Here is a 22,080-nt window from a genome sequence, read left to right as displayed (position 1 = left end):
CGAGGCAGACATGTTGAGAGTAGTAGCCTGTATTGATGGCTCCCGAGCAGTGCACGCTGTGTGCGATTATTCAGCCTGGGCAAGCCGGCACATGGAAGCACCCTTGATGCTGTTGCACGTGCTGGATGACGAGCGCTATCCGTCAGAGCCGGATTTGGCGGGTAATATCGGCTTGGGGAGTCGTGAGCAGCTTTTGACCGAGCTGGCAGAGCTCGATCGCAAACGCTCCAAGTTGGCGCTTGAGCACGGGCATCACATGCTCGACGAGGCTGAAAGCCGGATTACTGCCTCAGGTAGTGGCGAAGTGGTGAAACGTCAGCGCCACGGCAACCTGGCCGAATCTCTGGTGGCCTTGGAGCAAGACACCCGTTTGTTTGTGATGGGGGTGCACGGTGAGAGCAGCTCAGACAGTAATCTGCACATCGGTAGCCAGCTTGAGACTGTGATCCGCAGTGTGCAGCGACCGATCCTGCTGGTGCCTGATGAGTTTTCTGAGCCAAAAACCGCCATGCTCGCGTTTGACGGCAGTGCAACTGCTTTCAAAGGGGTGGAGATGCTGGCGGCCAGCCCGGTTCTGAAGGGCATACCACTACACTTGGTGATGGTGGGTGCTGACAACGCTGAAAACTGGGAGCAGTTGAAAAAGGCGGAAACCATGCTGTCCGGATTGGATGTGGAAATTACCCTGGCCATTCGGCAGGGCGATGTGGAGCCCACATTGAATGCGTATCAGCAGGAGCTGGGTATTGATATGCTGGTTATGGGCGCTTACGGCCATTCGCGTATTCGTCAGTTCCTGGTTGGCAGTACCACCACTACAATGCTGAAATCCGCAACCAAGCCGTTGGTCATTCTTCGCTAATCAGGAACGTCCGTCATGCCCGACAAGCTACAGACTTCGCTTTTCAAGTTATTGAGTTTGTGGCTTCTGTTGGGGGTGTTGACGGGGTGTGCCACGGCACTTGAACCGCTCGAGCATGACCAGACTCTGGCACACGAGGCAGTGGCTGATTCGTTCTTTACTCAGCAGGCGGAAAAACATCTATCCGACAATCAGCCGGATACAGGGTTTCTGCTCCTCAATACAGGCCGCGATGCGTTTCTCGTGCGTGCGGCTCTCATTGAATCTGCCAGCCAATCTATTGATGCCCAATACTACATCTGGAATGACGACAACTCCGGTCGTTACCTTGCTGGCCGTTTGCTGGCAGCGGCAGAACGTGGTGTTAATGTCCGGTTGTTGCTGGACGACATCAACGTGGCCGGTAAGGAATCGTTGTTTGCCGTACTGAACGGTCATCCTAAAATTCGCGTTCGCATCTTCAATCCGGCTCGCTCCCGCAGCGGTATTGGCCGTTTCTTATCATTGATTCTCGATTTCGACCGCATTAACCGGCGCATGCACAACAAAACGTTTGTGGCGGATGGCTATGCCGGCATTGCCGGAGGCCGAAATATCGGTGACGAGTATTTTGATGAGCATTCTGAGCTGAATTTTCGGGACCGTGACGTCATGGCACTGGGACCGTTAGTTGGCGATATGACCGACAATTTCGAAGCCTATTGGAATAGTCAGTGGTCGTACCCGCTTGAACATATCTACCAGCCGCAACCTCCGGAACTGGCCGCCAGCGCCCGGTCACGCTTGATCAACGAAACGGCGCAGGCTCAGTCATTTAAAGCGATACCACCTCAAGGGCATGAGGCTGGAGACACTTTGCTGGAGGAGCACTTTGCCAACTTGATTCAAGCACCGGCCAAACTGGTGTATGACCTGCCACCGAAAGACCCGGAAGCTCCCACAGATACGCCGAAACTCACAGCGCAGGCTCTCTACGGATTGGTTTCTCAGGCCGAGACAGAAATTTTGGTGGAATCGGCGTATTTTGTATTGGCTGATGAGCAGCTCAACGATTTGCGCGAGGTGGTGAAGCCGGGGCTTTCGATGCGCGCGATTACCAACTCGCTGGCGTCGAACGATTTGGTGACCAATCATTCGGCCTACGCCCGGTGGCGCGAAGAAATGCTTGAAAGCGGCATCGAGCTATACGAACTTCGCCCTGATGCAAAAGGCTGTAAAGCGTGGGTCCTTAATGAAGCGGCCTGTGATAACGGCGCCGTCAGTCTCCATTCCAAAGCCGTTGTATTTGACCAGCGTACTTTGTTTGTAGGCTCGCTCAATGTAAATCTTCGCTCAATCTATCTGAACGGTGAAACGGTGCTGATCATTCAGAGCCCGGAAATGGCTAAAGCCGTATCTGACGATATCCGTCATTCCATGACACCCGGAAACAGCTGGCATGTGACACTGGATGAGAGTGGCGATTTGTTGTGGCAATCGGCAGATCAACAGGTGCATCAAGAGCCGGATGTTGGTTTCTGGCGCCGGGCGAAATCCCGTTTCTTGTCTTGGCTGCCACTGGAGAAGTATCTATAAGTGTCTTGGGCAGCACGCCTCACCGCAGCGTATTGCTGTGCTACTGTGAATCCGAATTCTGCGTAGGCAGAATTTGGGAGCGAAGGTAATAGTCCATCAATCGATGATAATCCTCTGCCCAACCAGCGTCGAATGGCCGCTTTTCTTCCGGGTTTGGCTGATTAAATAGAGAGTCATCTTCTTGCCAGGGGTAAAACAGACCGGATTTGTCGTTACTGAACGCGCCATACTTATTGATGCTGCGCTTCAGGTTGAATCCCACGTTGCTGACTCCGTGGGGGCTTAGAAGGTTTTCGCCACCCAGAGTAATATAGTCTTGGTCAGACAAGCTGTGATGATAGAGCGTGGGAAAAATATCCCGATGTGACCCGATGCGCAGAGGGTCATACCGATTGGGTACATTTTCAAGAATTGGCTCCGGCACGTGTAACAGAAATGGTACCGCATAGGTGAGGCCGTATTCTGTGGGCTCATGTATGCTCAAGTTTCGGACGCGGTGGTCGCCGGTTACCGCAATAATGGTGTTGTCGCGAAGCGTCGTTGACTGTTTGATGCCCGACATAAATTGACCCAGCGCATCCGAGGCGTACTGGAAAGTTTCAAGCAGTACGCTGGCGTCTTCTCCTTCATATTCGGCCATCGCGGCAAACCGGTCACTGAGCTCCGTCGGCCTGGGCTCGTAGATTTCCGGTACCTGGTACGGTGAATGATTGGTGGTGGTCATTATAAAAAGCAGGGTAGGTTTGTCTGCTTCTTCCAGTACCTTGTTGGCGAACTGGAACATAAAACCATCAGGCACACCCCAGGTTCCTGAGTATTCATCCGCTTCCGGAATGGCTTCGATGATGTCATTTTCATCATAGACGCGGTCGAATCCCTGCCTTGGCAGGTAGCTGGCCAGGTTGCGCCACATGCCATTTCCACCGTACAAAAACGCCACCTCATAGCCCGCCCGCTTGTAAGGTAGAACCGCAGAACTCGGCAATGCGACCGTTTGGGCCGAGGAGTGGCTGATGGTCGCTACGGGGCTATGAAACAGTGTCATAACAATACTGTCGATGGTCCCGGATGTGCCCGCTAAAAAGCGCTTGAACAGAAAGTCGTCCTTGAAATGCGGGCGAAGTCGTCCCAATAAGTCGTTTTCAGGAGGATTGTCTTCCACCAGAACATTCATGCCCATGCCCTCCATCATCGTCACAACCACATGGGGCGGATGCTCTTGGAGGTATTCGTTTTCCGGTGTGTGGTAGACCGGGGTTGGCTGGCCCAGAACTTTCTCCATCTGAGCGGTCAGTTCGGCCTCAGAAACAGGTTCAAAGCGCTGTTGTTCCTTATAATCAGAGGTTGCCCACTCAAGCGCCATGAATACGTTTGGAGTGACCATGTTGAGCGGTTTGTATTGGGAAACGCTGGCGTGGTAACGCTTAAGGGGATGGCTGTCTAGAGTGCCCCGCGCCGTGACAAAAGTGGACAGAAACATGGCGACAACGGCCAGTGCGGTAACGCCCCAGTGCCAGTGCGCTCGTGGGTTAATTCGGCCCAACCGACTGAGGAGGAACCTCCGGGAGAAGAAATAGGCCAGCGCGCCGATCCCCAAAGCCACAAGAGAACCGCGTATGACAGGGTAGTCTTCCCAGATATTGACAAGCACTGCGGTGGAGTCATCTTCCCATAGGCCGAACACAAACAGATCTACATAACTGCCGTAGGTCGTGTAGTAATAGAAATTGCAGATGCAACCAATGACATAGAGAGTGGCTATAGCGGTATGGTAGCCGATCGAAAATCTTAACCAGCGCCGGTAAGCGCCGTGAAATGCCGCGGCAACAAGGCCGCTCAACAAAAGCGGAGAATAGGCAATCGCGGTGACCTTGGCATCAAAACGCCCGCCAACGAAAAAAGCCTGCCAGATATCATCTCCAACCCCTGTTTCTGGCAACACATCCCGTATATGCAAAAAAAACAGGTAGCGTGAAACCAACAGGATGCTGAAGGAAAACAGAAAACATTTGATTAAAAAAATCGACAGCTGACGAAAGCGGGACTGGTATTTCATCTGAGAAATGGCAACACGCGTTAAGAGGAACGGATATCAACAACCGGCTCAATCACAGACTGTTGTATGTTAACGGGCCCGAACAGCAGCGACGTTATGCATAACAAGGACGTACGTCTGAGCCAATCCACAGGATGGCCTATTGTAGCGTGTGAGTTTGTTAGTGAACAATCCTGAGAATTACAGCGATGTCATGAGCAATGAGAGGACTCGAATGGGTTGAGGGCGCGTCTTGATTGCGACATGTGTCTGGTGGTGTGGACCAATGTTTAAGATGCTTTAAGCTGAATTCCCCGCCGCCACGCCGGAGGCCCAGGCCCATTGAAAATTGTGCCCGCCTAAATGCCCGGTTACGTCCACCACCTCTCCGATAAAGTACAGATTGGGCCGGTTCAGAACTGCCATGGTCTTTGACGACAGCTGGCGAGTGTCTACACCGCCCAGCGTGACTTCGGCGGTTCGGTATCCTTCTGTCCCGGCGGGTTTTACCGTCCAGTTTCCCAGTGTATTGGCAACCTGTTCGAGTTCCGGGTTTCGATATTCCTGCAGCGGCCTGCTCCAGCCCTGTAATTCATTGAATGCCTGAGCAAAGCGCTTGGGCAAATGTTGGTTCAGGTACTGGGCGATGGTGGACTGAGGTTTGTGCTTGCGCAACGTAAACAGATCGTCCTGAATGTTTTGCGCTGGCAACAGGTTGATGTGTACCTCGTCGCCGGGTTGCCAATAGCTGGATACCTGCAGCATCGATGGACCACTTAGGCCGCGGTGGGTGACCAGCAACGGTTCCCTAAAATGATGGTTGTGACAATGGGCTTCCACCGGGCAGCTTATCCCAGACAATGGGGATAGTTGTTGCTTCAATTCAGGATGCAGAGTGAAGGGCACCAAGCCTGCTCGAGTGGGCAGTACGCTCAGACCAAATTGTTTGGCGAGCTCGTAGCCAAAGCCGGTTGCGCCCATGGTAGGGATAGAAAGCCCGCCGCAGGCGACCACCAGCGATTCACAACTCAGTGCACCGGAACTGGTATTAAGTTTGTAACCGGTCTCGTTGGGCTGCACCTGCGTGATCGACGTGGCCATACGGATTTCTGCGCCGGCCCAATCGCACTCAGTCAGCAGTACGTTAAGAATGTCTTTCGCACTGGTTTTGCAGAATAGTTGCCCTGGCGCTTTTTCTTCATGTTCGACGCCATGGCGGTCCACCAGCTCGAGAAAATCCTGCGGCGTGTAGCGCTTCAGTGCCGAAATACAGTAATGCGGGTTGTCGGAAAGAAAGTTCGCTGGCGTGCTATTCAGATTGGTGAAATTACAGCGCCCGCCACCCGACATCAGAATCTTCTTGCCGGGTTTGTTGGCGTGGTCCACGACTAGCACCTTACGCCCGCGATAACCGGCAGTGGCGGCACACATCAAGCCGGCAGCGCCTGCGCCGATGATGATAACGTCATAGTGAGATGAAGATACTGCCATTGCCTGCCCGCCACTGATAAAAAACCGGCGGGCAGTATATCAGTCTAAGGGCAGCTTTACGGAGCCTTCCATGAAGAAGGCGGCGTGGCCGGAAATTGCCACACGGTCGCCCCGAAGCTCGCAGTGAAGCCTGCCACCCCGTTTAGAGAGCTGCCTGGCAGTTAAGGACCTTTTGTCCAGTTTCTCAGCCCAGTAGGGGGTGAGCACGCTGTGAATAGAGCCAGTGACCGGGTCTTCGTCGATGCCGACACCCGGAGCAAAATAGCGGCTGACAAAATCACATTGTTCGCCCCTTGCGGTCACGATTAAGCCCTGATTGCCTAGCTGCGTGAGTAATTGAAGGTCAGGGGCTGCTGCCAGGACCTCCTCCTCAGACGCCATCACAATCATGTAATTGGTGTCGTTGGGAACAAAGAACGCTTCGCTCGGTGCTTCTGGCATCGCGGCTTTGATCAATTCAGGGGTGGCGCAGGGCTCGTAGGCGAGGTTGGGGAAGTCCAGCTCAAGAGAGTCATCCGGCCTCCGGGATACTGACAGTGGCCCGGACTTTGACTGAAATCGCACTATGTCGTGTGGCCAGGCCTGCTTATTGAACACCACCCAAGCCGCTGCCAGGGTGGCATGGCCGCACAACGGCACTTCCGATTCGGGCGTAAACCACCGAATGTGAAAGTCAGAGTCTTCCTGTTCCGGTGTTGGTACCAAAAATGCCGTTTCAGAAAGGTTGTTTTCTGCTGCAAGAGCTTGCAACACTGCATCAGGCAGCCAGCGCTCAAGCGGCATCACTGCGGCTGGATTGCCCCCGAAGAGTTTGTTGGTAAAGGCATCGATTTGGTAGATGGGAGTTTGCATGGTTTGGCCTGTCGGTTGCGAGTGCTTTGGGCTTGGTTAAGTGGACTTGGCTTTGTTATGCGGGCGTTGAAATCTGATCCGCCCGCAGTTCCTCTGGATTGAGCAGGCCAGCAGCAATTGCAATGCCAGTTACGTCTGGCAACCGGTCGGCACCCAGTCGCTTCATTACCCGCGCCCGGTAAAGATCGATGGTTTTCACGCTGACCTCCAGCTGTTCCGCGATTTCCCGACTAGTGTAGCCCTGAGCCAGTGGGAGGAACACGTCGCGCTCGCGGCGGGTGAGGGTACTGATCAGGGCTTCCGCATCGTGGCTAACGGCCATTTGGCTCTGTGCCGCAGTCGGGGTTTGCATCGCTTGCTGGATGCTGTCCAATAACAACTGTTCATTGAACGGTTTCTCGATAAAATCGAACGCTCCGGATTTGAAAGCCCGGACAACAATGGGTACGTCGGCGTGACCGGAGACGAAGATAATCGGAACGTCTATGTCTCGTTTTTGCAGTTCTTCCTGAACATTCAGGCCGCCGAGCCCGGGCATGCGGATATCCAGCACCACACAGTCGGGGCGTTTTTCGTTGACTTCGTTAAGAAACTGCCGGCCATCGCTGAATGCCTTTACGTGCAGCCCAACCGACTCAAGCAGCCACTGGGTTGATTCCAGCATGCCTGCATCATCGTCCACGACGAACACAGTGTTGGTGGCAGAGGAAGTGAGTTCAGGCATCGAATGACTCCGGTTTGTGGGTCGGGTTGGTGGTTTGGGTGTTAGGGAAGCGGCAAATCAGCGACAGTCCGCCGGTTTGTGCGGGCACTGCGTCAAGAAATCCACCAAAGCCCTCAATAATAGAACGACTCATGGAAAGCCCCAAGCCAAGTCCTTTGGGTTTGCTGGTGTAGAACGGCTGGAACATTTGTCGAATGCCTTCGTCGTCCAGTCCATGGCCTTCGTCAGTCACTACAATCAGCGTTTCATTGTGCGCGTTGACCCGTGTGCTGACCAGAATGCGTGACGATCTGGCCTCTGCCGGTTTACCGCAGGCCTCAACGTTCGCTTCTATGCCATTTCGAATCAGATTAATCAGCACTTGTTCCAGCAATATGGGATCGGCAGTAACAACCGGGTTTTCATCGGCAAGCTGCCTCAGTATTTTTACTCCGTGTTTATCTGCCTCCCACTGGCACAGTCGGGAAACATCCGAGATAACCGTGTTGAGGGCTACGGGGCCCATGCTTTTTTTGCCTTTGCGCAAAAACGCACGAAGCCGCTTGATGACCTCGGAAGCGCGATTCGCGTGGTGAATGATTTTCTGGAGGCCATCATCGACTTTCGATAATTGTTCCGGATGCTGCTCGCGGTTTTTCAGAAATCGCTGGCTGGCGCTGGCGAAGTTCACAATGGAGGCCAGTGGTTGATTCATTTCATGAGCAATACTGGAAGCCAGTTCGCCAAGTGTGGCCAGCCTCGCGGTGTGAGCCAGTTCGTCGGCCAGCAGGCGGTTCTGTTCCTCCGATTCTATTCGGGCAGTGATGTCCCGGGACACGCTGATCACTTCCACGACGGCACCCGTGTAGGTTTCGCGAATGGCGCGACTGGCAATTTCCAGCCATCTCCGGCCACCGTTCTTATGGGTGATCTCCAGAGTCATGGTGGCGTAGCCGTCGTCGCGGAGTTTTTGGCGGGTGTCGGCGAATAAGGCATCCGTTTGATGCTCTGTAAAAATATCTTCCAGAAGCTGCCCGCGTAATTCTTCGGGCCAATAACCCAACAATCGCCACGATGCTGGCGTAGCGTCAATGAATCGGCCGTCCGGCGCGTGCCGTGAAATCAGATCGGTGGTGTTTTCGGTGATTAGCCGATAGAGGCGGCTTGAGCGGGTCGCTTCTTCCTGGGTGAGAATGTCGGTTGTGGCATCTCGACCGCGAATCAAGACCTGTTGTGTGTCTGCGTCCGGAATGAAGCACCAGAGCAGAATGATGCTACCCATGCGGGATTCAACCTGTTCGATGGCCCGGTTCTGGTTCAGTGCAGACTTTATAAGTGCGGGTGTATTAACGGGCAAGAGCTCAGTGTATTGCGCCGTGTTTGCAGGTCGGAGGGACTGCGCCGCCGGGTTTGCCGATAGCACCTGTGCCTGAGCATCTACAATAAGGGAAGGGCTTGGATCTTGCGGAAGCAATGGTACGAAGCCTTTTGTGCTTGAGGTGTTACTCATGGCTATAGAATATATCCCATAATACGATGGTAGAATTCCTAGCAATATTTCTGTAATCTACCATTTGATCAGTCGAAAGAATAACCAGTCTAACCTTTCCACCGTAGACAGCATAAAAATAACACCAGAATATGAGGACCACACACATGACTTCGATCTTTGATGACGGCCTTGCGCCACGGGACGCGAATTACGCGGTCCAATCGCCCATTGATTTCATCGAACGTACGGCCAGCGTTTATCCGAATTATCCCGCCATTATTCACGGTGCTATTCGCCGGAACTGGGCAGAAACATACGAACGGTGCCTGCGTTTGGCTTCAGCTTTGAAGGGGCGCGGCATTCACCGGGGTGATACGGTTGCTGTCATGTTGCCGAATATCCCGGCAATGGTGGAGTGCCATTTTGCTGTACCGATGATCGGCGCGGTGCTGAACACCCTGAACGTTCGGCTCGATGCTGATGCCATCGGCTTCATGCTGGAACACGGTGAGGCAAAAGTCGTGATTGCGGACCGCGAGTTTGGTCAGGTGATCAAGGATGCCGTCAGTGGACTGAAAAACAAGCCGCTGGTGATCGACGTTGATGATCCCGAATACGGTGAAGGTGTTCAGGTAAGCGATCTGGATTACGAAGCGTTTTTGCAGGAGGGTGATCCCGAGTTTCAGTGGAGCTTCCCGGCGGATGAATGGGACGCGATTTCACTGAATTACACCTCCGGTACTACCGGCAACCCCAAAGGCGTTGTCTATCACCATCGGGGCGCCTACGTTAATGCACTGGGCAACCAGGCGGTCTGGTCTATGGGCATGCACCCTGTGTATCTCTGGACTCTGCCGATGTTCCACTGCAATGGCTGGTGTTTCCCCTGGACGATTACGGCGATGGCAGGGACCCATGTTTGCTTACGCCGGGTTGACCCGGAAAAGATTCTTCAGCTGATTCGCGATCATCAGGTTACCCACATGTGTGGTGCGCCAATCGTGCTGAATGCGCTGTTGAATGCGTCGCCTGAAGCCAAGGCGGGCATCGATCACGAAGTGAAATCCATGACTGCCGGTGCCGCGCCCCCCGCGCAGGTTATCGGTGCCATTGAAGAGCTTGGTATCAAGGTCACTCACGTCTACGGCCTGACCGAAGTGTACGGCCCGGTGACTGTGTGTGCCTGGAAATCCGAGTGGGATGAGCTGCCCTTGGATGAGCGTGCCAAGCTGAAGGCTCGCCAAGGTGTGCGTTATCACACCATGGGCGGCACCATGGTGGGTGACCCGAATACCATGGAGCCGGTACCCAAAGACGGCAAGACCATCGGTGAGATTTTCCTGCGCGGAAACACCGTAATGAAAGGCTACCTGAAAAACCCGACGGCGACGGAAGAAGCATTCCGTGGCGGCTGGTTCCATACCGGTGATCTGGCGGTCTGGCACGAAGACGGCTATCTGGAAATCAAGGATCGCCTGAAAGACATCATCATCTCCGGTGGTGAGAACATTTCCACCATCGAGGTGGAAGACACCCTGTACCGCCACCCCGCAGTAATGGAAGCGGCCGTTGTCGCACGACCGGATGAAAAATGGGGCGAAACACCTTGTGCGTTCGTGACTCTGAAGCCAGAAGCCGGGGATGTTTCTGAAGAAGACATCATCAGCTTCTGCCGGGAGCATCTGGCCCGCTTCAAAGTGCCCAAAACCGTGATTTTCACGGATCTGCCCAAGACCTCGACCGGCAAGATCCAGAAGTTTGTGCTTCGGGATCAGGCGAAAGAGCTGAACTGATCGGGCTATAGGCTGCGCCGCGCGGCGCAGCCCACCTCAACACAAAAACAACATTGATTGGCGCCCGCATGGGAATGCCTGGAGGTAAAGTAATGCAACTATTAAAGAGAAAGAACGGCGAAGAGCAGCCGTATTGGCCGGCTGGCCCCTTCAAACTTCGCCTTCCGTTTGTCCACTACCGGTGGGAGTTTGCGGAGATGGTGCAGGCTTTGATCATGTTCGTGGTCAGCCTTGCCATGATTCCGCTGCTGGAAAAATATCTGGGTGTTCCTTACGACGTTGCCTTGGCCTATGTGGTGATCTGTGGCATCGGTTTCATGCTGCCGGCGTTGCTGGGTGTACCGCTTGTGCCGGGTTGGATTACGCCGGGGATTCCCGTGGTGTTGTTGTTCCTTTCGGATTACGAGCCGGGTCCTGAAGCCATTCAGGCACTGTTTGCATTGCAGTTTTTGGTGTTCCTGATCTTCCTGATTCTGGGTGTGACACGGCTGGGCAGCAAATTGGTGGAGTGGATACCTCGTTCCATGAAAGGCGGCATCATCATTGGTGCAGGTATCGCGGCTCTGATGGGTGAGATTGAAGCAGGCGGACGCCTTGCCAACACTCCGATTTCTCTGATTGTCGGTGGACTGGTGTGTCTGTACCTGATGTTCTCCGTTTCGTTCAAAGGCTTTGTTGATAAAAACGCATTGGCCCGAAAGATCGCCAACTATGGCATGGTGCCGGGGATGATTGTGGCCATTCTGGTGGGCTTTGCCACCGGTGAATACGCGGTGCCAGATGTGCAGTGGGGCATCACCAAACCGGCCTTTGATCAACTTTGGAACTACCTGCCGTTTACGGTCGGCTTTCCGGATATCAATGTCTTCTTGTATGCCATTCCGACGGCTGTGATTGCCTACGTCATCGCTTTCGGTGACATAGTGGTAGGGCAGTCGTTGATGAGCCGAGTGGATCATTTACGGAAAGACGAAGACATCGATAACAGCATTGATCGCGTTCATCTGGTGACCGCACTTCGTAACGGCGGCCACGCATTCTTTGCACCTTACCCAGGCTTGGCTGGCCCAATCTGGACGGCGGTTACCGCAACCATGGCGGAGCGCTATAAATACGGTCGCAATGCGATGGATTCCATCTACAGCGGTGGCGGTACCTTCTGGATCACTGGTTTCATTGCTCTGTTTGTGCTGCCGCTGGTGAGTTTCTTCCAGCCCGTATTGCCCATCGCCTTGTCGTTGACTCTGCTGCTGACCGGGTACATCTGTTTGATGGTCGGCCTGGAGCAGCTGGAGAACAACACTGAGCGCGGCATTGCCGGCACCATGGGCGTGGTGCTCGCGGTATACGGAGCAGGCTGGGGACTGGCGACTGGTGCTGTGCTGTATTTCCTGATCGAGCGCACCCGCCTCCTGGGCTTTACCTCAGACCCGGAAGCTCCCGGCGCTGAAGTAGCCGAAGAACGCTAAATCTGCCGCCGTTGCGATCAACGGCGGCATCAACCCCTGTGTGTCCTTGGGAGGCCTGTGTGCCTCCCTTTTTTATTTGGCCCCATCTGGCGGCTGCAATGTTTTCAAGCCTGTGTGACACTACCGCCCTGAAAATAATGATAAGAAAAGGCATGCCGGTATCAAGGTAGCCTGAATATGGAGGTGTGTAGTATGCGCGTTGGCTTAATTGTCGATTCAGCCTGTGATTTACCCCATGAATTTGCCGCCAAACACGATCTGTTTATCCTGCCGGTAACCGCCATTATTAATGGTGAAACCTATATAGATACCCACGATCCGGCACTGACTCAGCAGTTTTATCAGAGTGGTCTGCTGGAGAAAGGGCACCATGCCGAAACAGAAGCTTTTTCTGTTGAGCAGATACACGATCTGTTCATGGAAAAAATTGTCCCTGAATACGATATCGCCATCTGTGAAACCGTAACCCGCAGCCGTAGCCAGATATATCAGAATGCCAGTGATGCGATGCACACGGTTATGGCAAACTACGAAGTCGCTCGCAAAGCGTCCGGGCGACCGGGCAAGTTTTCGATGCGGGTAATCGACAGCAAGCAAATTTTTGCGGGGCAGGGGCTGTTGGCGGCGCATACGCTAAAACTGATCAAACAGAAAGCCTCCAAGAATGCCTTGAAATACGAAGTCGAAAGGTTTGCCGATAATATCTTCACCTGCGTCATTCCGAGGGATATCCACTACATACGTGAACGTGCCAGACGTCGTGGCGATAAAAGTGTTTCCGCTGTTGCTGCATTTCTGGGTAAGGCTTTGAATCTTACACCCGTGATTTTCGGGCAAGGGGCGGAAGGTAAGCCTGTGGCGAAAACCTTTAATTTCGACGGAGCCGTCGAGAGAGTCATGAATTACGCCATCGCCCGCATTGAAGCCGGGCTGCTAACGCCCTACCTGAGCCTGTCCTGTGGGTTAAGCTGGGATGAAATCGAAGCATTGCCGGGGCTGGATCGCCTGCGCGAGACCTGCGAGCGTAACAATGTAGAGCTGTTGTTATCACAAATGGGCATTACCAGTTCGATCTATGTCGGGCCGGGAAGCATCTGCTTGTGTTTGGCGGCCGAACCCCATGAATTTCAAGACTACCAGTAATAATGGATAAAAACGCCTATGACCAAATCTACGCCTGAACTGGCCGACAAGCTTTTTGAGGCCCACGTTAAGCATGAACTGGCGTCTCTGAAAGGCGCGAAGCTAGGCAAGTTTCTGGATACCGAATTAGATGCTCTGCTTGATCACGCCGGTACCATTACGCTGGCACAGCTTGCCAGTGAAAAGCAGGTAATGGGGGTGATTCGTCGCGTCGTGGTGAACATGGAGCTGGATGCAGGCATTCCGGAGCTGGCCGGTGAAATGGCGGCGAAGGTGACCAATGCACCGGTTCAGGCCAACACCACGTTGGGCGACATACTGTCGCGGGAACAAGCAGCCGCTTTTGTGGAAGAGGCGCTGGAGCTCCGGCAGCAACGGGAACGCTTCATTGCTGAAATTATGGCGCACCCGGTTTATCAGGAGCTGGTCTCTAATGTGGTGTATCACGGTCTGGTCAATTATCTGTACGAAGATAATCTGCTGACCCGTTCCGTGCCGGGTGTCGGCTCGATGATGAAGTTTGGCAAGAAGGTGGCCAACAAGGCTGTGCCGGGATTGGATGAAACCTTCGAGCGGCGCATCAAGGCCTGGTTGTCTGATAGCTTGCCGGGGTTGATTGCCCGGAGTGAACAGTTCCTGCAGAAAGCCCTGACCGACGACGAGCTCCGGGACAGCGTGATGGCCGCCTGGGTTTCACTGGAGGGCGCTACGATCGCCGAACTGAACGACGGTTTAGGTGATGTACGGCTTCAGGAATTTGTTGTCCTGGGTTACGAGTTTTGGCTGAGTTTTCGGAAAACGCCGTATTTCGATGGCTGTGCCGCTGCCGTGGTGGAACATCTTTACGAGAAGTATGGCAGCGTTCCGGTTATGGAATTGTTGCAGGATTTAGGGATTACCCGCGACGTGATCGCGACCGAACTCAAGGAGTTCGCCATGCCTATGGTGGATGTCTTGCGGGCAGAAGGCTATCTGGAAGCTTTGTTGCGGAGACGGCTGGGCGCGTTTTATCGATCCGCAGCGGCCAAGAAATTATTGGTCGAGTGATTGTCGGCCGTTGTTGAGAACCTTAAACGCACAAAAAAGGCCGGAAGACATCCATCTTCCGGCCTTTTTTGTGCGGGTTTCGGCTGAAATCAGCGCTCCAGATACTGAAGCTTGTCGGTTTTGCCGTCCCATTCTTCTGCGTCTGGCAGCGGGTCTTTCTTTTCGGTGATGTTCGGCCACTTACCAGCGAGGTCGGCGTTGATCTCTACGAAAGCTTCCTGGCCAGCCGGCAGTTCGTCTTCCGAGAAAATGGCTTCTGCCGGGCACTCTGGTTCGCACAAAGCACAGTCAATGCACTCGTCCGGGTCGATGACCAGAAAGTTAGGGCCTTCGTAGAAGCAGTCTACCGGACAGACTTCTACGCAGTCGGTGTATTTGCACTTGATGCAGTTATCAGTAACGATAAACGCCATAGTCGGATCCCTGGTTCGTAGAACAATCAATCTCATCAGGAGCTCGGTAAAATCGGCCCCATTCTTAATTTATGCGCGATATTGTAGGGAGCGCCCTTGCCAGCCGCAAGCCTCAGACCGCTATAACCTTATTACTTAGGTCAAGTCAGCGTTTATTCCCGCTAGTTTCTCAGCAACGCCTTGAGTTCGTACAGCTGATTAAGTGCGTCTCTCGGGCTCAGGCCGTCAACATCCAACTTCTGCAGGGCCCGCTCAACATCGCTGGGCTCCATGCTGGCGAACATGTCACTTTGGAATGCGCCGTGGTCTGCGGGGCTGGGGGCGGATGGCGGAGCCTGGACCGGTGCCGGCTCGGATTTCCGGATCTCGGCCGCCGGGGCGGCACTGCCTTCCAGATGCGCTAATTGAGCTTTCGCGTGTTGAATAACGTCTTGCGGTACACCCGCAAGCTTGGCAACTTGAAGCCCGTAACTCTGGCTGGCCGGGCCGTCGTGAACGTTGTGCAGGAATACGATGCTGTCATCGTGTTCGGTTGCTGTCAGGTGCACGTTGACGGCGTGATCCAGGTCTTCGGCCAACTGCGTCAGCTCAAAGTAATGGGTTGCGAACAGGGTGTAGCACCGGATTTCCTTGGCCAGGTGTTCAGCGGTGGCCCAGGCCAGTGACAAACCATCAAAGGTGCTGGTGCCCCGGCCAACTTCGTCCATCAGTACCAGGCTGTGTTCGGTTGCGTTATGCAGGATGTTGGCGGTTTCAGTCATTTCCACCATAAAGGTGGAGCGGCCGCCGGCAATGTCATCCGATGAGCCCATGCGGGTGAAAATGCGGTCCACAGGGCCGAGTACTGCACGGTCTGCGGGCACAAAACTGCCGGTATAGGCGAGCAGTGCAATCAGCGCAGCCTGGCGCATGTAGGTCGATTTACCGCCCATGTTCGGGCCGGTGATGACCAGCATCCGGCGCTTGTCGTCGATCAGCAAGTTGTTTGGTACGAACGGTTCATCTAACAGCTGCTCGACCACCGGGTGGCGGCCCTCCTCGACGGTAAAGCCGGGTTCGTCGGTAAACTCCGGTGCCGTAAAGCGCAAGCTGGTGGCGCGCTCAGCAAAATTGCTCAGTACGTCGAGTTCGGCCAGTGCCTGAGCGGCGTCCTGCAGTGGTGCCAATTGCTCGGCCACGGCTTCCAGTACTTCATCGTACAGGCCCTTTTCCCTCGCCAGCGCGCGGCTCTTGGCACTCAAGGCTTTGTCTTCGAACTCTTTCAGCTCTGGTGTAATAAAGCGCTCGGCATTTTTCAGTGTCTGACGGCGAATATAGTCTGCCGGCGCTTGATCGGACTGGGCACGGCTGATTTCAATGTAGTAACCGTGCACCCGGTTGTAACCCACTTTCAGGGTGCTGATGCCGGTGCGTTCGCGTTCCCGGGTTTCCACGTCGAGCAGGTATTGGCCGGCGTTTTCGCTGATGTTACGCAGCTCGTCCAGTTCGGCATCAAAACCTTCGCGAATCACGCCACCATCGCGAATAACCACCGGTGGGTTCTCGATGATGGAGTGTTCTAACAGGTAAGCCAGTTCGGGGTACTCGCTGACCGTGTTCGCCAGATGCGCAATGTGATCCGATTGCACGGCTTTCAGAGTTTCCTGTAGGTCGGGCAGGGCCTGAAAGGCATCTCGCAGTCGCGCCAGATCGCGCGGCCGCGCGGAACGCAAGGCCACGCGGGCAAGAATACGCTCAATATCGCCGACTCGTTTGAGCAGGTCGTGCGTCGGTTCGTAGTGGAAACCGTCCAGTAATGCCGCAACAGCTTGTTGCCGCTGGCGGACGACATGGATGTCGCGCAGGGGCCGGTTTAGCCATCGGCGCAGTTCCCGGGCACCCATTGGGGTGGCGGTGCGGTCCATAACCCAGGCGAGGGTGTACTGGTGACCGCCCATCAGGTTGGTGTCGATCTCCAGATTCCGGCGGCTGGCCGCATCCAGTATGACGGCTTCTTCCCGGCGTTCGCGGGTCAGTTTCCGAATGTGGGGAAGGGCGGTGCGCTGGGTTTCTCGGGCGTACTGCAGCAAACAGCCGGCGGCGCACACCGCCAGATGCAGGTCTTCGCAGCCAAAGCCGGTCAAGTCCTTCACCTGCAATTGCTGCGTAATGATCCGGTGAGCGGTGTCCATTTCGAACAGCCACGGGCCTTGTCGGCGCACCCCGGTAAAGCCTTCAAGGATTTCGCCGTAGGGGAAATCTTCGCTGATCAGGATTTCCGCTGGGCGCAGGCGCTGAAGTTCGCCTTGCAGTGCTTCGAGGCTATCAAGCTCGGATACGGCAAACCGGCCGCTGGAAATATCCAGTGAGGCAAATCCAAACTGCTCTTTGTGGCTGAAGATGGCTGCGAGCAGGTTGTCTCTGCGGTCTTCCAGAAAGGCTTCGTCGCTCAGGGTGCCGGGGGTAACAATACGGACAACCTGGCGCTCTACTGGCCCTTTGCTGGTAGCCGGATCGCCAATCTGTTCTGCAATGGCAATAGACTGGCCGGCCCGGACCATCCGTGCAATGTAGCCTTCCGCTGCGTGAAACGGCACGCCCGCCATCGGGATGGGGTTGCCGCCGGATTGGCCTCGGGCGGTCAGAGTGATGTCCAGAAGCTCAGCGGCTTTCTTGGCATCGTCATAAAACAGCTCGTAAAAGTCCCCCATGCGGTAGAACACCATCTCGTTCGGATGTTCACCTTTGATTTTGAGGTACTGCTGCATCATTGGAGTGTGCTTGGGGGATTCCTGTTTGGCCGGATTCTTCGCGGATGCCGTCATATGTCCTCGGTAACTAGGGGCAATCGTGTAAAAGGGTGGGATGTTACCACGAGCGCTTGTGGGCTCGAAGTTCCTTTCCGGGAGATTCTGATTAAACGTCGTTTAGCCAGCCGGAGAAACCAGCTCGGGGTGGTTTTCGGTGAGCCGTTGGAGGTCTCCCGGCTCGTCCACGTCGTGCAAATAGTCGCTTTCGTAGCATGTCCAGCCCAGCGCGTTGACTCTATCCCGGGTGATCTGTGCAACGTCCGCTGTGCTCCAGGGGATGTCGGTAAACAGCGTGTCGGAAAAATGCCGCAAGCCAAGCAGCGCATAGCCACCATCCGTGACCGGGCAAAGGCAGCAGTCGTAGCTGTGCAGCGATTGCGCCATCGTTCTGAGCTGATTGGCATCTAGGTCTGGGCAATCAGTACCGATGATCAGCACCGCTTCCTCTTGAGCCAAGCCGTTGCGAGCCGCTGCGGCCATGCGGGCTCCCAAATCGCCTTCCGCCTGCGAGAAAAACGTGCAGCGTTCCGCGCCCGGCAGTTCTCGCCAATAGGGCGCGTCCCGGTCCGGTGTGATGTGCAGTTCAACCGGCCCCACGTTGGCGGCCAAGGCTTGTTGCAATGTTCTCTGGAACAAACGGTCGGCCAGGGTTGCCGCGTTTTCCTCACCCAGTGCGGGAATCAGTCGGGTTTTGGCGAGCCCCGGCCGGGGTTCCTTGGCCATAATCAGGATTCGTACAGGCTTCATCGGTATCGCTCTGCCAGTTGTTGGGCGGGTACACCCCGCCAGTATGCCCACCGAAGTTGCCACATGAGAAGGATCGTCGACCAGCTGCCACGGGTGTCCCATCTTCGGCCGGAGGTAACCACTTTATCCCTGAGGCAAACCGGTGTGCAGAGTTGTTTCAATCGTTTGCTCATCTCGATGTCTTCCATCAAGGGTTGTTGTGGAAATCCGCCGGTTTGATGAAAGAGTTCCCGGCTCATGAACAAGGCCTGGTCGCCGGTTGCGATACCGCTGAGCCTCGAACGCCAGTTCATCAATGCCGCGATCACCGGCAGCATTCTGGAGCGCCCTTTAATCACCACATCGAAGCGCCCCCATGCCGGCTCGCTGGAATTAAATGTACGGGTCAGAAGCTGATCGGCATCGTCCGGTAGCCGGGTGTCGGCATGGAGAAAAAGCAATCGCTCCGAATGGCTGGTGCCCGCGCCGGCGTTCATCTGATTGGCTCGGCCGGCTGGAGCGGTGACCACGTCGAAGCCGGCATTGCGAGCCATTGCTACGGTTTGGTCGGTGCTGCCGCCATCAACTATCACGATTTCCGCTCCCCGTGTTTGCCAGTGGGCTAAGTGCGCCAGCAGGTCGGTTAATACCGCCGCTTCATTCAGCACTGGTACGATGATGGAGAGCTCAGGTTGAACCGAGGAGGTACGTGGCACGTAGATCAATAGCTCCGTAACATTTCCGGGGGCAGTGTTATAAGCGATAACCTTGTTATCTAACCAGATGGAGTCGCACTTGAGAACACCTTTATTTGCGCTGCGTCGCCGGTCAGTGTCGGAGGCGCAATGAGACGGCTGATCATGATGGGGGCCGGGCACGCGCACCTGATTGTCTTGAAATACTGGGTGGCGGCGCCTCTGAAAGACGTGGAGGTGGTGCTGGTTACGCCCTCGCAATGGCAATATTACTCAGGCATGATCCCCGGATGGATTGCCGGCCATTACTCCGTCGAGCAGTGCCGAATTGATGCGTGGTCGCTGGCGCAGAAGGCGGGCGCCAGGATTGTGCTGAACAGTGTCGCGGAGGTGCGGGCGGATCAAAAGCAGATTCGGCTGGCGAACGGCGATCTTCTGGATTACGACTGGCTTTCAATCGACGTCGGTGCGAAAACCGCCCTTGGTAGCCTGCGCGGTTATGCGGGCCCGCTACTTAGCATTAAGCCGTTTGGGCAGTTTCAGCAGCACTGGTCAAGACACCTTGACAGTTCAGGTGCCAGGAGAGCGCATCTGGCGCTGGTTGGTGGTGGCGCGGCGGGGGCCGAGCTGGCGATGGCGGCCGCGCGTGCGGGGCGAACGGGCGCGGCATTAGCAGCGAGAATAAGTTTGGTAACCGGTAGTCAGGGGCTTCTGCCAGACTTTCACCCGCGCATCCGTAAGTTGGCCTACACCAAACTGGCGGCGCTGGGGATACAGATTTTTGAGCAGCGTGCGGAAGCTGCGGGCCATGACCTGGTTCTAACCGATGGCGCGATACTGCGTCCGGATCTGGTTATGGCAGCAACCGGTTCAGAAGCGTTTTCGTTTCTGGCCACAAGCGGGCTGGCGGTGGACGCCCGAGGGTTTGTGTTGGTCAATGAGCATCAGCAAAGCCGCTCCCATCCTGAAGTATTTGCCGCGGGTGATGTCTGCAGTCGTTCGGATCAATCACTAAGCCGGTCGGGTGTGCACGCGGTTCGCGCGGCGCCGGTGCTGGCGGAAAATCTGCGCGCTGCGACAGAATCCGGTGCATTCACGGCCTTTCAGCCGCGAACCCATTCGTTGTACCTTCTTTCTTGTGGCGACAAAACCGCGATCGGCAGTTATGGCCCATTGGCGTTTTCCGGAAGGTGGGTCTGGCGCTTGAAAGACAAAATTGATCGCAGGTTTGTGGGTGGATTCTAGTAGGAGAAAGAGTAATGCAGGCATCGGATCAGGCGCTTCAACACGCTGGCAATGAGTTGGCCAAATTACTGGAGAGTCAGGGGCGAACGATGGCGACCGCCGAGAGTTGCACCGGTGGCTGGGTAGCGAAGGTCCTGACGGATAGAGCGGGGTCGTCAGCGTATTTCATGGCAGGGCTGGTGACCTACAGTAACGACGCCAAGCAGAGCATTCTCGGCGTGGAGGCCTCAGCGCTGGACGAGCATGGCGCTGTAAGTGAAGCGGTGGTCCGTCAGATGGTTTCCGGCGCGATGAAAACGGTCGGCGTTGACGTAGCCGTGGCGACCAGTGGCATCGCAGGTCCGGGAGGAGGCAGTGACGCCAAGCCGGTTGGTACTGTCTGGTTTGCATGGGGGGCCGGGGACGGAAGAACAGAGGCCAGCGTGAAACGCTTTGATGGTGACCGCGACCAGGTGCGACGCCAGGCGGTTTTGTATGCGCTGCAAGGGGTTACAGAGTTTCTCCGGAAGCTGTGATGTTTTTCGCTAGAGCGGGGGTTGGTCTCTGCCAACGCTTATGTTTTAATACTGTTCAAATATACAGGAAAAGCACTGGTTAGCTGTCAGTGCATTCTTTCGAATATCGGTGCTGACCACAAACCTTTTACGGGTCGGCCGCTCAGGTAAACAAGGTGAGGCAATAATGGAAGACAACCGCAAGAAAGCACTCAGCGCAGCACTGGGCCAGATTGAGCGACAGTTCGGCAAAGGTGCCGTGATGAAAATGGGCGATCAGCCCCGCGAAGCCATTCCTGCGGTATCTACCGGTTCCCTGGGGCTGGATGTGGCCTTGGGTATAGGTGGCTTGCCTTACGGCCGTATTGTCGAGATCTACGGTCCGGAAAGCTCCGGTAAAACCACTTTGACCTTGCAGGTGATCGCGGAAGCCCAAAAGCAGGGTAAAACCTGTGCCTTTATCGATGCAGAGCACGCGCTCGATCCGGTCTATGCTGAGAAGCTGGGCGTTAACGTAGACGACCTGCTGGTCTCGCAGCCGGATACCGGCGAGCAGGCACTGGAAATTGCCGACATGCTGGTGCGTTCTAACGCCATTGACGTGATCATCGTTGACTCCGTAGCGGCTCTGACACCGAAAGCTGAAATCGAAGGTGAGATGGGCGACAGCCACGTAGGCCTTCAGGCACGTTTGATGTCGCAGGCGCTGCGTAAGCTGACCGGTAACGTCAAACATGCGAATTGCCTGATGGTGTTCATTAACCAGATTCGTATGAAAATCGGCGTTATGTTCGGTAGCCCAGAAACCACCACCGGTGGTAACGCACTGAAATTCTACTCGTCTGTACGTCTGGATATTCGCCGTATCGGTGCCGTCAAAGACGGTGACGAAGTAGTGGGTAACGAAACCCGTGTTAAAGTCGTCAAGAACAAGGTGTCTCCGCCGTTCAGGCAGGCCGAGTTCCAGATCATGTACGGTAAGGGCATCTACCACATGGCCGAAGTGCTAGATATGGGCGTGAAAGAAGGCTTTGTTGATAAGGCAGGTGCTTGGTACGCGTACAATGGCGACAAGATCGGCCAGGGCAAGGCAAATGCTTGCAAGTATCTTGAGGAACATCTGGATGTGGCCCAGGAAATCGAGGCCAAAGTCCGTGAGAAGTTGATGCCTAAGCCTGTGAAGAAAGACGAAGCTGAGGCCGCGCCGGCAGAGGTGAACGGCGAGCTGCTTTAAATATAGTCGCAGGAGGTGAGTT

At 55.1% G+C, this 22,080-nt stretch carries 18 protein-coding genes; 9 read left to right on the top strand and 9 right to left on the bottom strand.

Annotated elements, in window-relative coordinates:
- Nucleotides 1-10: 10 nt before the first annotated feature.
- Nucleotides 11-862 (top strand): universal stress protein, encoded by an 852-nt coding sequence (locus tag JAO79_RS13600; protein ID WP_199007798.1) that lies wholly within the window; start codon nucleotides 11-13, stop codon nucleotides 860-862.
- 15 nt (nucleotides 863-877) lie between these two features.
- A complete protein-coding gene (locus tag JAO79_RS13595; RefSeq protein WP_199007797.1) occupies nucleotides 878-2,437 on the top strand; it encodes a phospholipase D family protein in 1,560 nt (519 codons plus the stop codon).
- 40 nt (nucleotides 2,438-2,477) lie between these two features.
- On the opposite strand, the gene JAO79_RS13590 is transcribed toward JAO79_RS13595, so the two are convergent.
- The 5 genes from JAO79_RS13590 to JAO79_RS13570 form a co-directional block, all read right to left on the bottom strand.
- Nucleotides 2,478-4,379: an LTA synthase family protein gene (locus JAO79_RS13590; RefSeq protein WP_199007796.1), complete on the bottom strand. Its 1,902-nt coding sequence runs from the start codon at nucleotides 4,377-4,379 to the stop codon at nucleotides 2,478-2,480.
- A gap of 393 nt (nucleotides 4,380-4,772) precedes the next feature.
- Nucleotides 4,773-5,963, bottom strand: coding sequence for an NAD(P)/FAD-dependent oxidoreductase (locus JAO79_RS13585; RefSeq protein ID WP_199007795.1), 1,191 nt, complete (start codon nucleotides 5,961-5,963; stop codon nucleotides 4,773-4,775).
- 39 nt (nucleotides 5,964-6,002) lie between these two features.
- Nucleotides 6,003-6,815 carry a PhzF family phenazine biosynthesis protein gene (locus JAO79_RS13580; protein ID WP_199007794.1) on the bottom strand — a complete coding sequence of 271 codons (813 nt, stop codon included), beginning with the start codon at nucleotides 6,813-6,815 and terminating at the stop codon, nucleotides 6,003-6,005.
- A 55-nt stretch (nucleotides 6,816-6,870) separates the two neighbouring features.
- Nucleotides 6,871-7,539: a response regulator transcription factor gene (locus JAO79_RS13575; RefSeq protein ID WP_199007793.1), complete on the bottom strand. Its 669-nt coding sequence runs from the start codon at nucleotides 7,537-7,539 to the stop codon at nucleotides 6,871-6,873.
- A complete protein-coding gene (locus JAO79_RS13570; RefSeq protein ID WP_199007792.1) occupies nucleotides 7,532-9,028 on the bottom strand; it encodes a sensor histidine kinase in 1,497 nt (498 codons plus the stop codon). Before JAO79_RS13570 ends, JAO79_RS13575 begins: the two co-directional genes overlap by 8 nt.
- A 146-nt stretch (nucleotides 9,029-9,174) precedes the next feature.
- Here JAO79_RS13570 and JAO79_RS13565 point away from each other — a divergent pair, with 146 nt between their 5' ends.
- The 4 genes from JAO79_RS13565 (at nucleotide 9,175) to JAO79_RS13550 (ending at nucleotide 14,462) form a co-directional block, all read left to right on the top strand.
- Nucleotides 9,175-10,803: an acyl-CoA synthetase gene (locus JAO79_RS13565; RefSeq protein ID WP_199007791.1), complete on the top strand. Its 1,629-nt coding sequence runs from the start codon at nucleotides 9,175-9,177 to the stop codon at nucleotides 10,801-10,803.
- A gap of 92 nt (nucleotides 10,804-10,895) precedes the next feature.
- On the top strand, nucleotides 10,896-12,272 hold the full coding sequence (locus tag JAO79_RS13560) for a solute carrier family 23 protein (RefSeq protein WP_199007790.1): 1,377 nt from the start codon (nucleotides 10,896-10,898) through the stop codon (nucleotides 12,270-12,272).
- Nucleotides 12,273-12,464: 192 nt separating this feature from the next.
- Nucleotides 12,465-13,415: a DegV family protein gene (locus JAO79_RS13555; RefSeq protein ID WP_199007789.1), complete on the top strand. Its 951-nt coding sequence runs from the start codon at nucleotides 12,465-12,467 to the stop codon at nucleotides 13,413-13,415.
- A gap of 18 nt (nucleotides 13,416-13,433) precedes the next feature.
- Nucleotides 13,434-14,462 (top strand): hypothetical protein, encoded by a 1,029-nt coding sequence (locus JAO79_RS13550; protein ID WP_199007788.1) that lies wholly within the window; start codon nucleotides 13,434-13,436, stop codon nucleotides 14,460-14,462.
- Between the two features lie 89 nt (nucleotides 14,463-14,551).
- On the opposite strand, the gene fdxA is transcribed toward JAO79_RS13550, so the two are convergent.
- The 4 genes from fdxA to JAO79_RS13530 all read right to left on the bottom strand — a co-directional run bounded on the left by fdxA (nucleotide 14,552) and on the right by JAO79_RS13530 (nucleotide 19,106).
- Nucleotides 14,552-14,875 carry a ferredoxin FdxA gene (gene fdxA / locus JAO79_RS13545; RefSeq protein WP_199007787.1) on the bottom strand — a complete coding sequence of 108 codons (324 nt, stop codon included), beginning with the start codon at nucleotides 14,873-14,875 and terminating at the stop codon, nucleotides 14,552-14,554.
- Nucleotides 14,876-15,036: 161 nt separating this feature from the next.
- The gene (gene mutS, locus JAO79_RS13540; protein ID WP_199007786.1) at nucleotides 15,037-17,679 is read right to left on the bottom strand and encodes a DNA mismatch repair protein MutS; all 2,643 of its coding nucleotides are present in this window, start codon (nucleotides 17,677-17,679) and stop codon (nucleotides 15,037-15,039) included.
- A gap of 102 nt (nucleotides 17,680-17,781) precedes the next feature.
- Nucleotides 17,782-18,411 carry a TIGR04282 family arsenosugar biosynthesis glycosyltransferase gene (locus JAO79_RS13535; RefSeq protein WP_199007785.1) on the bottom strand — a complete coding sequence of 210 codons (630 nt, stop codon included), beginning with the start codon at nucleotides 18,409-18,411 and terminating at the stop codon, nucleotides 17,782-17,784.
- Nucleotides 18,408-19,106, bottom strand: coding sequence for a TIGR04283 family arsenosugar biosynthesis glycosyltransferase (locus tag JAO79_RS13530; RefSeq protein ID WP_199007784.1), 699 nt, complete (start codon nucleotides 19,104-19,106; stop codon nucleotides 18,408-18,410). The genes JAO79_RS13535 and JAO79_RS13530 overlap by 4 nt, the downstream gene beginning before the upstream one ends.
- A 129-nt stretch (nucleotides 19,107-19,235) precedes the next feature.
- Here JAO79_RS13530 and JAO79_RS13525 point away from each other — a divergent pair, with 129 nt between their 5' ends.
- The 3 genes from JAO79_RS13525 (at nucleotide 19,236) to recA (ending at nucleotide 22,058) form a co-directional block, all read left to right on the top strand.
- Complete coding sequence (locus JAO79_RS13525; protein ID WP_199007783.1) at nucleotides 19,236-20,330, top strand: FAD-dependent oxidoreductase; 1,095 nt, start codon at nucleotides 19,236-19,238, stop codon at nucleotides 20,328-20,330.
- A gap of 14 nt (nucleotides 20,331-20,344) precedes the next feature.
- On the top strand, nucleotides 20,345-20,845 hold the full coding sequence (locus JAO79_RS13520) for a CinA family protein (RefSeq protein WP_199007782.1): 501 nt from the start codon (nucleotides 20,345-20,347) through the stop codon (nucleotides 20,843-20,845).
- A 166-nt stretch (nucleotides 20,846-21,011) separates the two neighbouring features.
- Nucleotides 21,012-22,058 (top strand): recombinase RecA, encoded by a 1,047-nt coding sequence (gene recA / locus JAO79_RS13515; protein ID WP_199007781.1) that lies wholly within the window; start codon nucleotides 21,012-21,014, stop codon nucleotides 22,056-22,058.
- The last annotated feature ends 22 nt before the right edge of the window (nucleotides 22,059-22,080 follow it).

The organism is Marinobacter litoralis, assembly GCF_016427555.1.
GTDB lineage: Bacteria > Pseudomonadota > Gammaproteobacteria > Pseudomonadales > Oleiphilaceae > Marinobacter > Marinobacter litoralis_A.
The sequence above is the reverse complement of the archived record's forward strand: the minus strand, read 5'-3'. Positions and strand labels throughout refer to the sequence as shown.

What these genes read in the sequence shown, in the direction of transcription:
- JAO79_RS13600 (WP_199007798.1), top strand. Translation starts at nt 11, where the DNA reads ATGTTGAGAGTAGTAGCCTGTATTGATGGCTCCCGAGCAGTGCACGCT.
- JAO79_RS13595 (WP_199007797.1), top strand. Translation starts at nt 878, where the DNA reads ATGCCCGACAAGCTACAGACTTCGCTTTTCAAGTTATTGAGTTTGTGG.
- JAO79_RS13585 (WP_199007795.1), bottom strand. Translation starts at nt 5,963, where the DNA reads ATGGCAGTATCTTCATCTCACTATGACGTTATCATCATCGGCGCAGGC.
- JAO79_RS13580 (WP_199007794.1), bottom strand. Translation starts at nt 6,815, where the DNA reads ATGCAAACTCCCATCTACCAAATCGATGCCTTTACCAACAAACTCTTC.
- JAO79_RS13575 (WP_199007793.1), bottom strand. Translation starts at nt 7,539, where the DNA reads ATGCCTGAACTCACTTCCTCTGCCACCAACACTGTGTTCGTCGTGGAC.
- JAO79_RS13570 (WP_199007792.1), bottom strand. Translation starts at nt 9,028, where the DNA reads ATGAGTAACACCTCAAGCACAAAAGGCTTCGTACCATTGCTTCCGCAA.
- JAO79_RS13565 (WP_199007791.1), top strand. Translation starts at nt 9,175, where the DNA reads ATGACTTCGATCTTTGATGACGGCCTTGCGCCACGGGACGCGAATTAC.
- JAO79_RS13560 (WP_199007790.1), top strand. Translation starts at nt 10,896, where the DNA reads ATGCAACTATTAAAGAGAAAGAACGGCGAAGAGCAGCCGTATTGGCCG.
- JAO79_RS13555 (WP_199007789.1), top strand. Translation starts at nt 12,465, where the DNA reads ATGCGCGTTGGCTTAATTGTCGATTCAGCCTGTGATTTACCCCATGAA.
- JAO79_RS13550 (WP_199007788.1), top strand. Translation starts at nt 13,434, where the DNA reads ATGACCAAATCTACGCCTGAACTGGCCGACAAGCTTTTTGAGGCCCAC.
- fdxA (WP_199007787.1), bottom strand. Translation starts at nt 14,875, where the DNA reads ATGGCGTTTATCGTTACTGATAACTGCATCAAGTGCAAATACACCGAC.
- mutS (WP_199007786.1), bottom strand. Translation starts at nt 17,679, where the DNA reads ATGACGGCATCCGCGAAGAATCCGGCCAAACAGGAATCCCCCAAGCAC.
- JAO79_RS13535 (WP_199007785.1), bottom strand. Translation starts at nt 18,411, where the DNA reads ATGAAGCCTGTACGAATCCTGATTATGGCCAAGGAACCCCGGCCGGGG.
- JAO79_RS13525 (WP_199007783.1), top strand. Translation starts at nt 19,236, where the DNA reads ATGAGACGGCTGATCATGATGGGGGCCGGGCACGCGCACCTGATTGTC.
- JAO79_RS13520 (WP_199007782.1), top strand. Translation starts at nt 20,345, where the DNA reads ATGCAGGCATCGGATCAGGCGCTTCAACACGCTGGCAATGAGTTGGCC.
- recA (WP_199007781.1), top strand. Translation starts at nt 21,012, where the DNA reads ATGGAAGACAACCGCAAGAAAGCACTCAGCGCAGCACTGGGCCAGATT.